This window comes from Streptomyces sp. NPDC050658 (assembly GCF_044457025.1).
Classification (GTDB): Bacteria; Actinomycetota; Actinomycetes; order Streptomycetales; family Streptomycetaceae; genus Streptomyces.
The window spans coordinates 22156-35658 of record NZ_JBITGM010000003.1 but is presented as its reverse complement, the minus strand read 5'-3'; the positions used below and the strand labels follow the sequence as shown (position 1 = coordinate 35658).

The following is a 13503-nucleotide window of genomic DNA, read 5'->3' as shown; positions in this document are numbered from 1 at the left end:
CAAGCATTGCGGGCGCGACCGGGAACATTAATTCCCGGTCGCGTTTTGCTGTTTGCGGAGCGCCCCTTCACATGTTTACGGTCGTGGGCCGCTCAAAAGTCCCCGTCATCAAGGACGCATTGAAGATGAAGCAGTCTGCCGCCAAGACCCTCGGTGTCGCCGCCCTCGGTGCCGCCTTCGCCGCCGCCGGTGCCGGTGTCGCGAACGCCGCCCCGGCGGTGCCGGACCCGACCGCCGCCCTGGGTTCCGCCACCTCGACCCTGCCCGTCGGCCAGGTCGCCGAGACGCTGCCCGCCGGTGGCCCCGAGGCCCTGGCCGCCGGCCAGAACGCGCTCGGCAGCACCACGCAGGCCCTCACGCCCACCGTCGACAAGCTCGCAGCCGGCGATGTCACCAAGGCCGCCGAGCACGGCGACGAGGCCACCAAGCCCGCCGCCGCCGACCCCGTCTCCGGCCTCCTCGGCGGTCTCCCGGTGGCCGGCGCCCTGCCCGCGACGGGTCTGCCCGTGCAGGGCCTGCCCGTCCAGGGTCTGCCGATCGGCTGACCTTCGCGCGCATTCGTGTACGCCGATGGGGCGCACCCTTTCGCAGGGGGCGCCCCATCGGCGTACGTACAAGTCGGTGCGGGAAACGGTCACATCACCAGGCGGCCTGGCGGGTCTTGCTCTCCGCGGGAAGGAAGATCCACAGCGCTATGTAGAGCAGGAACTGCGGGCCGGGCAGCAGGCACGAGAGCACGAAGATCACGCGCATCGTCGTGGCCGACGTGCCGAAGCGCTTGGCGAGGGCGGCGCAGACTCCGCCGATCATCCGGCCGTTCGTGGGGCGGGCAAGGGCGGTCATGGCGGGCTCCTTCGTGAAGCGTCGGTACGGTGTCCGAATGAGGTCCGGGGGCGTTTCCCCGATGACTCAAAGCTACGTTCACGAAGCGGGCAAAGCGTCGCTCTAGGGTGCGATACCGACCCTGGGAATCGTCGGGGTCGACCCCTGAGACGCATCCCCCCGCAGGAGGGCGGCACGCTCCACCCCGTCGGTACGGCGGCGGAGTCTGGCCCTGGCCGCGGGCACCACGGCGAGATGCACGAGGGCCACGCCCAGACTGTTCAGGAACAGCGAGTCGATGTCGACGACCTGCCCCGGAACGCCGGTCTGCAGCAGTTCGATGCCCAGCGAGAGCAGCGCCCCCGCCGCGACCGTACGCACCAGCGAACCCAGCGGCGAGACATGGACCCGCCCACCGGCCAGCGGCAGCAGCAAGCCGAGCGGAGCCAGCAGCAGCAGACTGCCGCCGATCTGCCGGACGGCCTGCGCGGGACCGAGCGCGAGATCCGCCTTGATGCCGGCGAACGGCTGCAGATTCGCCGCGCTGACCCAGGGCACGTCCAGTGGACGCAGCGTGAACCATCCGACGAACAGAAGATGCGCGACGAGGAGGAGTCCTCCCGCCGCGCGGAAGCGGATGGCGGCCCCGTGGCCGCCCGAGCCTTGACGCACGTCCCCCTAGACGCCCCGAGCGGCAGGATCGGTTCCGCGTATCTCATCCCGGTACGGGGCGCTGTCCTGTTCGCATGTGGTGGCTGTCTTGTTCGAACACGGTGTGACTCTCCGTGACCGCTTCGGAGCCTTCGTGCTCACTTCGACGTCACTTCACGGTCTCCGCGGGCGGTGCCTCCGTGCCCGGACGCTGCCTGACCGCCTGCGTGCACTCGTAGCGCCGCAGCGGGGAGTCGTCGGGGCCGCCGAGGATCACCGAGCCGTTGTCGGCCGCCGCCGCGCTGTCCGCGTAGGTGCAGACGATCTGCGCGAGCGCGAACGCCGACAGCTCCTCGGGCCGCGTACTGAACCGCAGCGCGTCCTCCGGGTCGCCCGCGTCGGGACCGCTGACGACCGTGCCGCCGCGTACGTCCGTGGCGAAGCCCGCCTGTTTCTCCGGGTCCGAGGGCGGCTGCGCCAGCTCGTCGAGGAGGGCCTGCGCGATGCGCACCCGGTCGGTCGTCGCCTTCTCGGTGGGGATGCGCACCGTACGGTCGACGGTCACCAGCTGGGCCGCGCACACCAGGAAGACCTGCACCGGGACCCCGCTGGAGGACTGCGAGGCGATGCTCGACCCGGACATCACGCACGGCACCCGCGAGGGGCCGGGGCCGAAGTCCGTCGGCACCTCCGTCGACCGGATCCCGCACCCGGCGAGCGTCGTGGTCAGCGCGGCGGCGACGAGCGCCGCGCGCAGCCGTCGCCGGTTCATCGCTGCTCTCCCTTGCCGCCGTCGTCGTCCGTCTTGCCGTCCGCGCGGTCCGCGTCGGAGGTCTCGTCCTCCACCAGCGGCCCCGGGTCACGCGGCAGCCACAGCGTGAACACCGCGCCGCCGTCGGGGGAGTTGGCGGCGGTGATCTCGCCGCCGTGGATGTGCGCGTTCTCCAGGGCGATGGAGAGCCCGAGCCCGCTGCCCTCCGAGCGCGGCCGTGACGCGCTCGCCTTGTAGAAGCGGTCGAAGACGTGCGGCAGTACGTCCTGGGGGATGCCGGGACCGCCGTCGCGCACCGCGATGACCAGCTTCTCGCCCGCGATCCGCACCGAGACCTTCACCGGGGAGCCGCCGTGCTTGAGCGCGTTGCCGATCAGGTTCGCCAGGATCACGTCGAGGCGGCGCGGGTCGAGCCGTACGGTGATGCCGCGCTCCGCGTCGAGTTCGACCGCGTCGAGCCAGGCGCGGGCGTCGATGCACGCCGTGATCTGATCGGCGATGTCGACGTCGTCCAGGACGAGCCGGGCCGTGCCCGCGTCGAAGCGGGTGACCTCCATCAGGTTCTCCACCAGGTCGTTGAGCCGGCGGGTCTCGCTGACGACGAGCCGTACGGCGGGTTCGATCATCGGGTCCACGGACCCGGTCTCGGCGTCCAGCTCCTCTTCCAGGACCTCCGTCACCGCGGTGATCGCGGTCAGCGGCGTACGCAGCTCGTGCGACATGTCGGCGACGAAGCGGCGCGAGGCCTCCTCGCGGGCGCTCATGTCGTCGACCTTCTTCTCCAGGCTCGCCGCGGTCCGGTTGAACGTCCGTGACAGATCGGCCAGTTCATCCGTCCCCGACACCCGCAGCCGGGTGTCGAGCTTGCCCTCGCCGAGCCGCCGCGCGGCCACGCCGAGCCGGTGCACCGGCTTGAGCACGGTGGTCGCCGCGGCCTGCGCGAGCAGCGCGGAACCGATCAGCGCGAGCCCCGTCGCGATGGCGAGCGACCAGCCGAGCGAACTCAGGTCCTTCGCCTCCGGCTCCAGGGACTTGAGCATGTAACCCGTCGGCCCGCCGCCGATGACCTTGGCGCCGCCCACCAGATACGGCGTGCCGTCGTCGACGGTCCGCTGCCAGTACAGGTGGTACGGGCTCTTGTTGCCGGCGGTGAGCGGCTGCTCCTTGTTCACCGCCTCGCGCAGCGACTTCGGTACGTCGGCGAGCGTGAAGGCGTCCAGGTCGGAGTAGCCCACGACGGTGTCGCCCTCAGCGTTCTGCCCGATCAGGAGCACGCTGTAGCGCTGGCTGCTGTTCGCCATCGTTCCGGCGGCCTGCTGCAGTTCGTCCTGGGTCGGATTGGGCGGCAGCGCGCCCGCGCGGGTCTGCATCTCCTGCTGGAAGTCCTTCAGCGCCGCGTCCTGCGCGCGCGTCAGCACCGCCTCGCGGTTCAGCCAGTACGCGATTCCCGACGCCGTCACGGCGGCGGTCAGCGCCACCAGGCCGAACACGACGACGAGCCGCAGCCGCAGGCTGGTGAAGCGCAGTCCCGCCAGTATCGCCTTGCGCGCCGCGGCCCAACCGCGGAGCTTGTCCTGCGGTTTGGTCACTGAGGAGTGTCCAGCCGGTAGCCGACGCCACGCACCGTACGGATCAGGGTCGGCGAGGACGGCACGTCCTCCACCTTCGCGCGAAGCCGCTGCACACACGCGTCGACGAGCCGGGAGTCGCCGAGGTAGTCGTGCTCCCACACCAGGCGCAGCAACTGCTGGCGCGACAGGGCCTGTCCGGGCCTGCGGCTCAGCTCCAGGAGCAGCCGCAGCTCGGTCGGTGTGAGCTGCAGGTCCTCGCCGTTCTTCGTGACGGTCATCGCGGCGCGGTCGATGACGAGCGAACCGAACGTCGCCGCGTCATTGGCCTCGCGCTCGCCACGCCGCAGGACCGCGCGGATCCGGGCGTCAAGGACCCGTCCCTGCACGGGTTTGACGACATAGTCGTCGGCGCCGGACTCCAGCCCGACCACCACGTCGATGTCGTCACTGCGGGCGGTCAGCAGGATGATCGGCAACTGGTCGGTGCGCCGGATGCGACGGCACACCTCGAATCCGTCGATGCCCGGCAGCATCACATCCAGCACGATCAGGTCCGGCCGCTGCTCACTGAGCAGCTTCAGGCCGTCCTCGCCGGTGGCAGCAGTGGCCACCCGATGCCCTTGGCGGGTGAGCGAAAGCTCAAGGGCCGTACGGATGGCGTCGTCGTCCTCGATCAGCAACAGGGAAGGCACGGACGTCATTCTGTCCCATGGTGCGGCCACAGTTCGACTGTTGGGATCGCTCCCACACTTCTCCCCTACACACAGGGGGCCTGTTGCAGGGCTGTGACAGTCGGCGGACACCGTCATGAAGTGGCTCGGGCAGAGTTTTGGTCACACGGAAGAAGCCAGACTCCACCGACGGGGGGCGCGAGATGAACACGCTGCACAGCACCAGCTCAAGCGCAGTTGTCACGCGTCTCCACGACGTGGCGCGGACTGCCGAGAGGCACGAGAAGTCCGGTGCCGTGAGCGGGCGGGGGTGCGCTCGCGGCACCGGGCGTCAGCACACCGGGTTCATGACGGTGGTCGACGTACTCCCGGGTGTGATCGGGGGAACGGACGGGGGAACGAGCGGGGGAGCTCACGGGGGAGCCGCGTACAGGGAGGACACGGGGGAGCGGGCATCCGCGTCGGAGGCGGAGTTCACCGCCTACGTCCAGGAGCGCCGCGCCTCCCTGTACGCAACCGCCTACCACCTGACCGGTGACCGTTTCGAGGCCGAGGACCTGCTGCAGAGCGCCCTCTTCTCGACGTACCGGGCCTGGGACAGGATCAGCGACAAGGCCGCGGTCGGCGGATACCTCCGGCGCACCATGACCAATCTGCACATCAGCGCGTGGCGCCGCCGCAAGCTGAACGAATACCCGACCGAGGAGCTGCCGGAGACGGCGGGCGACACGGACGCGATGCGGGGCACGGAACTCCGCGCGGTTCTCTGGCAGGCCCTGGCCCGCCTTCCCGAACTGCAGCGGACGATGCTGGTCCTGCGCTACTACGAGGGCCGCACGGACCCCGAGATCGCGGACATCCTCGACATCAGCGTGGGCACGGTGAAGTCCAGCATCTGGCGCTCCCTGCGCCGGCTGCGCGAGGACGAGGTCCTCAGCTTCGGCCGTGACCAGGAGGAGTCCTTCGGCGAGTTGGTCGCCTGAGGGATCACGGGGGCCGCCGCTCCTAGGGGGGAAGCGGCGGGAAGTACCGGGGGGACCACGGGGGAAAACGGGGATCCACGGGGGAAACGGGATCCACGGGGGAAACGGGGATCACGGGGGAATGAAGCAGCGGGACCGGAAGGCCGGGGGGTCTTTCCGGTCCTTCTGTTTTTGCGTACGGGGATCCGCTGGGCCTAGAGCGCGAGCCCGCGCGCCTTGACGCACCGCCCCGCCGCAGCGTCCGCGACCCGCCCCAGCGCCTCGTCGCGCCCGCAGGGATGCGCGCCCAGCGCCGTCTGCCGGGAGACGATCGCCCGCTCGGCCCGCATCAGCCGCCACCCGCGCCGCAGCAGGAACGGCACGGACTTGCGCCCCTCGCGCAGGTCCCGCAGGAGCCGGCGCCGGAACGTGGTGGACGGCCGCCCCCGCAGACAGATCGCGTCGGCGAGTACGCCGATCTCCCGGCAGCGCTCCACGATGTCCGCCGCGAAGATCCCCTCGGCGATGAACAGCGGTGTGCGCTCGATGTCCAGCGCGGTCTCGCCCGTGCGGGAGCTGGTGGAGATGTCGTACACAGGAACGTTCGTACGTCCCGTGCGGCACAGCCGCTCGATCGCGGCGACGGCGACATCGGCGTCCCAGGACAACGGGGAGTCCCAGTCGATGTCCGAGCTGCCCGGCACCTGCGGCAGCGTCGGGTCGTCGCACTCCTTGTAGAAGTCGTCGAGGCAGAGGACCGGCAGTCCGGAGCGGGCGGCGAAGGACGACTTGCCCGAGCCGGACGGGCCCGTGAGCAGCACGACTCGGGTGGGTATCGGGGGATGGGAACTCACGAGAGACCAGTGTGCGGCATTGAGCCGCTCAGGCGACCCCGTGGGTCGGGCTTTGGTGCCCGCGTCACACCTCAACTACGCTACGTGCGCATCTGATTACCCAACATGGATATGGGCGGTAGACCGATGGCACGACACACAGCAGGCCCCAAGTCGCTCACGCGCGCGTTGGTGCGGGTGGGGCTGACCGTCACCGTCGCGGGGGCGGCGCTCGGGGCCGGCGGTGCGGGTTCCGCCGGTGCGGCGCCGGAGCCGGCCGCCCCGTCGGCCACCGATGACGTCTCGGCGGCCGGGGCGGGGCTGCTCCAGGCGGTGCAGGGCGCCACGGCGAGCGGTCTCGGCCCCGCCAAGGACCTGAAGCTCAACCCGCTGGCCGGCACGGGCGTCGACCCGCTGGACAACGCGGTGGGCACCAGGATCGCGGACTTCAAGCCGATCTCGACGGCGGCCGTGACGGGGCCGCTGGCCGGTGGGGACTCCCTCGACGAGCTGCCCCTGGTGGGGCCGGCCACGGGGCTGCTGCCGGGTTAGGGCCTGTCCGGCGGATCTTGCCCGGGACGCGGCGGCCCGGAACGCGCATCTGCGGCGTTGTCGTCCATCACCATCGCTGTCGTCCATCGCCATCGCTCCGCGATGCCTCGATCCTCCGCCTTGCAGCTGCACGCACCAGACCACCGCTCACCGGCACAGACAAGGCACCGTCCACAGGAGCCGGCCAGATCCGCCGGACAGGCCCTGGGGCCTGTCCGGCGGATCACCCCTTCCGCAGCGGCGCCTCCCTGACCAGCCACGCCACCGCGAACGCCGCGGCCCCCAAGAGCGCGGCGCCCAGCATGACTCCGTGCGTTCCGGCGGTGACGGACGTGCGCACCGTCTCGCGTACGCCCTCCGGCAGCTTCCGGACCGCCTCGGGTGTCCGGGTCGTGCCGCCGTCCGGCATGCCGCCCGAGGCGAGCCGCGCGGAGTAGACGGCGCCGAGCACCGCGACGCCGAGCGAGCCGCCGATCGTACGCAGCAGCGTCGCGGTGCCGGTGGCGGCGCCCATGTCGCGCGGCTCGGCGCTGTTGATGGTGATCAGCAGGGTGCTCTGGAGCAGGAACCCCATGCCGGTGCCGAGCGGCAGCGTCAGCGCGGAGGCCACGGCGGTCGGGGTGTCCGCGCCGACCGTGAGGAGGGCGAGCCCGCCGGCGGTCGTCAGGGCGCCGCCGAGGATGAGGTAGGCGCGGTAGCCGCCGCCGTTGGCCGTGATCCGGCCCAGCAGGAGCTGCGCCCCGAACATCCCCGCCATCAGCGGAAGCAGCAGCAGGCCGCTGGCCGTCGACGAAGCGCCGCGCGCGAACTGCATGTACTGCGGCAGATAGCTGGATGCCCCGAGCATGGCCGCGCCCACCAGGAAGGTGAGGACCTGGGCGAGCGTGAAGTTGCGGTCGGCGAAGAGCCTGGGCGGGATGACGGGCTCGGCGGCCCGCCGCTCGACCCGGGCGAACCAGACCAGGGCGCCGATGCCGAGCGCGCCGAGCCCGAGGATCTGCGGAGACGCGAAGGCGTACGTCGTGCCGCCCCAGCTGCCGAGCAGGGTCAGGGCGAGGATGCCGGCGGAGAGCAGCGCGGCCCCTCGGTAGTCGATCCGTGCGTCGATGCGCTCGGAGCGCAGTCGCAGCCGCAGGGCGATGACGAGCAGGGCGAGCGTGCCGATGGGCACGTTGACGTAGAAGACCCAGCGCCAGTCGAGCCGGTCGGTGAGGAAGCCGCCGAGCAGCGGACCGCCGACGAGCGCGACGGGCATCATCGCGCCGATCATCGACTGCGAGCGGCCCGCCTGCGACGGCGGCAGCATGACGCCGATGATCGAGATGGCGCCGACCATGAGGCCGCCCGCGCCGAGCCCCTGTACGGCGCGGAAGGTGATGAGCTGCCCCATGTCCTGGGCGAGCCCGGAGAGCACGGAGCCCGCGAGGAACACCGAGATCGACCAGACGAAGCTGCCCTTGCGCCCGTACAGGTCGCCGAGCTTGCCCCAGATGGGGGTGGAGACGGACGCGGTGAGCAGATAGGCCGTGACGACCCAGGAGAGGTGGTCGAGTCCGCCCAGGTCGCCGACGATCGTGGGCAGGGCGGTGCCCACGATCGTGCCGTCCAGCAGGCCGAGCATCAGGCCCAGGAGCAGCCCGAAGAGGACGAGTCTGGACGGGCTTTCCCGTTGGTGATTCATGATCCCCCTGTTGGTGTGATGTGACGTCAGGCGGCGTACGGGCGTACCGACTTGGCGTCTCGCAGGGCGTGCGCCCACCAGGCGAGCTGGTCGAGCAGGGCCTCGGCCGCGGCGTCCACGGCCGGGTCGTCGACGGCGCCGTCCTCGCCGAACAGGCCGTACGCGTTGTGGAAGCTGACCGTGTTGCGGATGGTCGTGGCGTTCAACTCGGCCATGACCACACGGAGTTGTTCGACGGCCCGCAGTCCGCCGGACAGGCCGCCGTAGGAGACGAAGGCGACCGGCTTGCCGTGCCACTGCGTGTTGTGCCAGTCGATGGCGTTCTTCAGGGAGGCCGGGAAGCTGTGGTTGTACTCCGGTGTGACGAAGACGAACGCGTCGGCGGCGTCGAGGCGCGGTGAGACCAGGGCGAGGGCCTCCTCGGCGCCGGGCGGGAGCGGGCCGCCGAAGGCGGGCAGCGCGGTGGGGAGTTCCGTCTCCGCGAGGTCGACGACGTCGGCCTTCATGTCGTCGCGCCGGTCGAGCCGCCCCGTCAGCCAGCGTGTGACGACGGGCGCGAAGCGGCCCTCGCGGGTGCTGCCGACGACGACGGCGATCTGGAGCGGCCGGCTGGTGCTGCTGCTGGTCATGGATCCCCCTGGCTGGGTGCGTTTGGACGCGGTGGGTGTGTACGGCGCGGATGTGCAGGCGTGGATGTGTACGGCGTATCTCTGGGCGTACAACGTACACATTGGTGTGTACGGCGTCTACTCGGGGATACGTTGTACGCTGGCCGTTCGCACGCCTCGTCGGTGGAGAGGAGCCCTGTTGTGGCAGGTCAGAAGAAGGGCGGCAAGGCGGCGCAGGACATGTCGCTCTGGCAGCGCCTGGAGCAGCCGCCTGCCACGCCCCGCGCCTCACTGACCCCGGAGCGGATCGCGGCCGTCGCGGTGGAGGTCGCCGACGCGGAGGGCTTCGCCGCCGTCACCATGCGACGGCTCGCCACGGAACTGGGGGTCGCGCCGATGGCCGCGTACCGCCATGTCTCGGGCAAGGACGATCTGTGGGCGCTGATGGCCGAGCGGGTGGCGGCCGAGATCGTGATCCCCGAGGAGCTGACCGGCTGGCGCGAGGTGCTGCGGGAATTCGCCCTGCTGACCCGCGATTCGATGCGGCGGCATCCGTGGGTGGGCAAGCTTCCCACGGCGACCTTCGTCCTCACTCCGGGCCGGCTGGCCATCGCCGAGCGGCAGTTGGCCGCGCTCGACGGGCTCGGCCTCGACGAGGACACGATGATGGTGGCGTTCCGCACCGTCAGCGCCTACGCGCACGGCGCGGCCTCGTCCGAAGTGGCCCTGCAGGAGTGGACCCGGGCCGAGGGCTGGGAGTCCGGCGCCGAGGTCCGGACCGGCCTCGCGCCGCAGATGACGTACCTCATGGAGACCGGCCGCTACCCCACGTACCGGCGTCACGCTCTGCGGGCGACCCGCAAGGACGATCCGACCTGGGCGTTCGAGACGGGCCTCGACTGCGTGCTCGACGGGATCGCGGCGCGGTTCGGCATCTGACCGCGCCCGCACATGGGCGAAGCCCCGCTCTCCCGGACGGAGGAGAGGCGGGGCTTCGCCGTGTGAGGGGTGGTCCTGAGTGGCTCTGCGCGGCTCAGTAGGAGGAGCCGGAGGCGCCCAGCGAACCCGTGGGGTGCCAGACCGTCTTCGTCTCCAGGAAGGCCGTCAGGCGGGTCGTGCCGGGGTCCGCCGACCAGTCCACAGGCTGTGGACGGACGACGCGCTTGAGGTTGTCGGCCGCCGCGACCTCGAGCTCCTTCGCCAGTACGTCGTCCCCGACGCCCGCCAGGTCGATCGCGTTGACGTCCTGGTGCGCGGCGAGCGACGGGGTGATCTCCGCCGTACGGCCGGACAGGATGTTGACCACGCCGCCGGGGAGGTCGGAGGTGGCGAGCACCTCGCCCAGGGAGAGCGCCGGGAGCGGGGCGTTCTCGCTCGCGATCACCACGGCCGTGTTGCCCGTCGCGATCACCGGGGCGATCACGGAGACCAGGCCCAGGAACGACGACTGCTGCGGGGCGACGACCGTCACCACGCCCGTCGGCTCCGGCGAGGAGAGGTTGAAGAAGGGGCCCGCGACCGGGTTGCCGCCGCCCGCGAGCTGGGCGATCTTGTCGGTCCAGCCCGCGTACCAGACCCAGCGGTCGATCGCCGCGTCCACGACCGCGGCGGCCTTCGACTTGGAGATCCCCTCCGCGTCGGCGACCTCGCGGACGAACTGGTCCTTGCGGCCCTCCAGCATCTCCGCGACGCGGTAGAGGATCTGGCCGCGCAGATACGCCGTCTTGCCCGCCCAGCCGCCCTGCGCCTTGCGCGCGGCCACGACCGCGTCACGGGCGTCCTTGCGGGAGGAGAGCGGGGCGTTGGCCAGCCACTTGCCCTTTGAGTCGGTCACCTCGTACACCCGGCCGCTCTCGGAACGCGGGAACTTCCCGCCGACGTACAGCTTGTAGGTCTTGAGCACGCTCAAACGGTCAGACATTGAGGTACGCCTCCAGGCCGTGGCGGCCGCCCTCGCGGCCGTAACCCGATTCCTTGTAGCCGCCGAACGGCGAGGTCGGGTCGAACTTGTTGAACGTGTTGGCCCAGATGACGCCCGCGCGCAGCCGCTCGGCGACCGCGAGGATGCGGGAGCCCTTCTCCGTCCAGATGCCGGCGGAGAGGCCGTACTGGGTGTTGTTGGCCTTGGCGACGGCCTCTTCCGGCGTACGGAAGGAGAGCACCGAGAGCACCGGGCCGAAGATCTCGTCGCGGGCGACGGTGTGCGCCTGTGTGACGTTCGTGAAGAGCGTCGGCGCGAACCAGTAGCCGGAGGACGGCAGTTCGCACGGGGCGGACCAGCGCTCGGCGCCCTCCGCCTCGCCCGTCTCGGTCAGGGCCGTGATGCGGGCGAGCTGCTCGGCGGAGTTGATCGCGCCGATGTCGGTGTTCTTGTCGAGCGGGTCGCCGAGCCGGAGGGTCGACAGGCGGCGCTTGAGCGAGTCGAGCAGCTCCTCCTGGACCGACTCCTGGACCAGGAGACGCGAGCCCGCGCAGCAGACCTGGCCCTGGTTGAAGAAGATGCCGGTGACGATGCCCTCGACGGCCTGGTCGATGGGGGCGTCGTCGAAGACGATGTTCGCGCCCTTGCCGCCCAGTTCGAGCGTGACCTTCTTGTCGGTGCCCGCGACCTGGCGGGCGATGGCCTTGCCGACGGCGGTCGAGCCGGTGAAGGCGACCTTGTCGACGTCCGGGTGGGCGGTCAGGGCCGCGCCCGCGTCGCCGTATCCCGGAAGGATGTTGACGACGCCCTTGGGCAGGCCCGCCTGGCGGCAGATGTCCGCGAAGAAGAGGGCACTCAGGGGCGTCGTCTCGGCGGGCTTCAGGACGACCGTGTTGCCGGTCGCCAGGGCCGGGGCGATCTTCCAGGCCAGCATCAGGAGCGGGAAGTTCCAGGGGATGACCTGGCCCGCGACACCGAGCGGCGCGGGGTTGGGGCCGTACCCGGCGTGGTCGAGCTTGTCGGCCCAGCCCGCGTAGTAGAAGAAGTGCGCGGCGACCAGCGGGAGGTCCGCGTCGCGCGTCTCCTTGATGGGCTTTCCGTTGTCGAGGGTCTCCAGGACGGCCAGTTCGCGGCTGCGCTCCTGGATGATCCGGGCGATGCGGAAGAGGTACTTGGCGCGCTCGGCGCCCGGCAGCGCCGACCACCTCTCGAAGGCCTTGCGCGCGGCCTTCACCGCGCGGTCGACGTCTTCGGAGGAGGCCTGCGCGACTTCGGAGAGGACCTCTTCGGTCGACGGGGAGACCGTCTTGAAGACCTTGCCGTCGGCGGCGTCGACGAACTCGCCGTCGATGAACAGGCCGTACGACGGCGCGATGTCGACGACGGAGCGGGACTCGGGCGCCGGTGCGTACTCGAAGCGGGAAGTCATTGTGGTCAGTCCACCGTCACGTAGTCGGGGCCGGAGTAGCGGCCCGTGGCCAGCTTCTGGCGCTGCATCAGCAGGTCGTTGAGGAGCGAGGAGGCGCCGAAGCGGAACCAGTGGTTGTCCAGCCAGTCCTCGCCCGCCGTCTCGTTCACCAGGACGAGGAACTTGATCGCGTCCTTGGAGGTGCGGATGCCGCCCGCGGGCTTCACCCCGACCTGCACCCCGGTCTGCTCGCGGAAGTCGCGCACGGCCTCCAGCATCAGGAGGGTGTTGGCGGGGGTCGCGTTGACACCGACCTTGCCGGTCGAGGTCTTGATGAAGTCGGCGCCCGCGAGCATGCCGATCCAGGAGGCGCGACGGATGTTGTCGTACGTCGACAGCTCACCGGTCTCGAAGATGACCTTGAGGCGGGCCGTGCCGCAGGCCTCCTTCACGGTGCGGATCTGCTCGAAGACCGTCATGTAGTCGCCCGACAGGAAGGCGCCGCGGTCGATGACCATGTCGATCTCGTCGGCACCCGCGGCCACGGCCTCGCGCACGTCACCGAGCTTCACGTCGATGGCGGCGCGGCCCGCGGGGAACGCGGTCGCCACGGAGGCGACCTTCACGCCGCTGCCGGCGACGGTCTCCTTGGCGACGGCCACCATGTCCGGATAGACGCAGACCGCGGCGGTCCTCGGCGTGCCCCGGTCGGTCGGGTCCGGGTTGACCGCCTTCGCGCCGAGCGCCCGGACCTTGCCCGGGGTGTCGGCGCCCTCCAGGGTCGTCAGGTCGATCATCGAGATGGCCAGGTCGATGGCGTACGCCTTCGCCGTGGTCTTGATCGAACGGGTGCCGAGCGAGGCGGCACGCGCCTCCAGGCCGACCGCGTCGACGCCGGGCAGCCCGTGGAGGAAGCGGCGCAACGTGCGGTCCGACGCTGTGGCGTCGGTCAGTTCGTGTGCGGATGCGGGTGCAGTGGGCATGGTCACGAGGGGAGCATATCTACGCGCGTAGCGGCTGTACAGAGGGGCGGCTCAGGACGGCTGTTCGG

General features: G+C 70.8%; 15 protein-coding genes. 4 read left to right on the top strand and 11 right to left on the bottom strand.

Annotated features, from left to right (window positions below; genetic code table 11):
• The first annotated feature begins 125 nt into the window (after positions 1–125).
• A complete protein-coding gene (locus ACIBKX_RS11670; RefSeq protein WP_363277225.1) occupies positions 126–545 on the top strand; it encodes an ATP-binding protein in 420 nt (139 codons plus the stop codon).
• A gap of 94 nt (positions 546–639) precedes the next feature.
• Here ACIBKX_RS11670 and ACIBKX_RS11665 read toward each other — a convergent pair whose 3' ends face one another.
• The 5 genes from ACIBKX_RS11665 to afsQ1 form a co-directional block, all read right to left on the bottom strand.
• Positions 640–843: a PspC domain-containing protein gene (locus tag ACIBKX_RS11665; protein WP_363277226.1), complete on the bottom strand. Its 204-nt coding sequence runs from the start codon at positions 841–843 to the stop codon at positions 640–642.
• Positions 844–945: 102 nt separating this feature from the next.
• A complete protein-coding gene (locus tag ACIBKX_RS11660) occupies positions 946–1494 on the bottom strand; it encodes a VanZ family protein (RefSeq protein ID WP_363277227.1) in 549 nt (182 codons plus the stop codon).
• A gap of 148 nt (positions 1495–1642) precedes the next feature.
• The gene (locus tag ACIBKX_RS11655; protein WP_363277228.1) at positions 1643–2245 is read right to left on the bottom strand and encodes a hypothetical protein; all 603 of its coding nucleotides are present in this window, start codon (positions 2243–2245) and stop codon (positions 1643–1645) included.
• Complete coding sequence (locus ACIBKX_RS11650; protein ID WP_363277229.1) at positions 2242–3834, bottom strand: HAMP domain-containing sensor histidine kinase; 1593 nt, start codon at positions 3832–3834, stop codon at positions 2242–2244. The genes ACIBKX_RS11655 and ACIBKX_RS11650 overlap by 4 nt, the downstream gene beginning before the upstream one ends.
• Complete coding sequence (afsQ1, locus tag ACIBKX_RS11645; protein ID WP_030562528.1) at positions 3831–4508, bottom strand: two-component system response regulator AfsQ1; 678 nt, start codon at positions 4506–4508, stop codon at positions 3831–3833. The genes ACIBKX_RS11650 and afsQ1 overlap by 4 nt, the downstream gene beginning before the upstream one ends.
• Before the next feature lie 182 nt (positions 4509–4690).
• Between afsQ1 and ACIBKX_RS11640 the strand changes: the two genes are divergently transcribed.
• Positions 4691–5470 carry a SigE family RNA polymerase sigma factor gene (locus tag ACIBKX_RS11640; protein WP_363277230.1) on the top strand — a complete coding sequence of 260 codons (780 nt, stop codon included), beginning with the start codon at positions 4691–4693 and terminating at the stop codon, positions 5468–5470.
• A gap of 194 nt (positions 5471–5664) precedes the next feature.
• On the opposite strand, the gene ACIBKX_RS11635 is transcribed toward ACIBKX_RS11640, so the two are convergent.
• Positions 5665–6303 carry an ATP-binding protein gene (locus ACIBKX_RS11635; RefSeq protein WP_363277231.1) on the bottom strand — a complete coding sequence of 213 codons (639 nt, stop codon included), beginning with the start codon at positions 6301–6303 and terminating at the stop codon, positions 5665–5667.
• Positions 6304–6429: 126 nt separating this feature from the next.
• Here ACIBKX_RS11635 and ACIBKX_RS11630 point away from each other — a divergent pair, with 126 nt between their 5' ends.
• Positions 6430–6834 carry a hypothetical protein gene (locus ACIBKX_RS11630; protein WP_363277232.1) on the top strand — a complete coding sequence of 135 codons (405 nt, stop codon included), beginning with the start codon at positions 6430–6432 and terminating at the stop codon, positions 6832–6834.
• Positions 6835–7057: 223 nt separating this feature from the next.
• Here ACIBKX_RS11630 and ACIBKX_RS11625 read toward each other — a convergent pair whose 3' ends face one another.
• Both ACIBKX_RS11625 and ACIBKX_RS11620 read right to left on the bottom strand, forming a co-directional pair.
• Positions 7058–8515 carry an MDR family MFS transporter gene (locus tag ACIBKX_RS11625; protein WP_363277233.1) on the bottom strand — a complete coding sequence of 486 codons (1458 nt, stop codon included), beginning with the start codon at positions 8513–8515 and terminating at the stop codon, positions 7058–7060.
• Between the two features lie 26 nt (positions 8516–8541).
• A complete protein-coding gene (locus tag ACIBKX_RS11620; RefSeq protein ID WP_363277234.1) occupies positions 8542–9144 on the bottom strand; it encodes an NAD(P)H-dependent oxidoreductase in 603 nt (200 codons plus the stop codon).
• A gap of 180 nt (positions 9145–9324) precedes the next feature.
• Here ACIBKX_RS11620 and ACIBKX_RS11615 point away from each other — a divergent pair, with 180 nt between their 5' ends.
• Positions 9325–10062, top strand: a complete 738-nt coding sequence (locus ACIBKX_RS11615) for a TetR/AcrR family transcriptional regulator (RefSeq protein ID WP_363277235.1) — start codon at positions 9325–9327, stop codon at positions 10060–10062.
• Positions 10063–10156: 94 nt separating this feature from the next.
• Here the strand turns inward: ACIBKX_RS11615 and ACIBKX_RS11610 are convergent, their stop codons facing one another.
• From ACIBKX_RS11610 to deoC, 3 genes are read right to left on the bottom strand one after another with little or no spacing between them, the layout of a single operon-like run.
• Positions 10157–11044: an aldehyde dehydrogenase family protein gene (locus tag ACIBKX_RS11610; RefSeq protein ID WP_363277236.1), complete on the bottom strand. Its 888-nt coding sequence runs from the start codon at positions 11042–11044 to the stop codon at positions 10157–10159.
• Positions 11037–12473, bottom strand: coding sequence for an aldehyde dehydrogenase family protein (locus ACIBKX_RS11605; RefSeq protein WP_363277237.1), 1437 nt, complete (start codon positions 12471–12473; stop codon positions 11037–11039). Before ACIBKX_RS11605 ends, ACIBKX_RS11610 begins: the two co-directional genes overlap by 8 nt.
• 5 nt (positions 12474–12478) lie before the next feature.
• Positions 12479–13435, bottom strand: a complete 957-nt coding sequence (gene deoC, locus ACIBKX_RS11600; protein ID WP_363277249.1) for a deoxyribose-phosphate aldolase — start codon at positions 13433–13435, stop codon at positions 12479–12481.
• Positions 13436–13503: the final 68 nt, after the last annotated feature.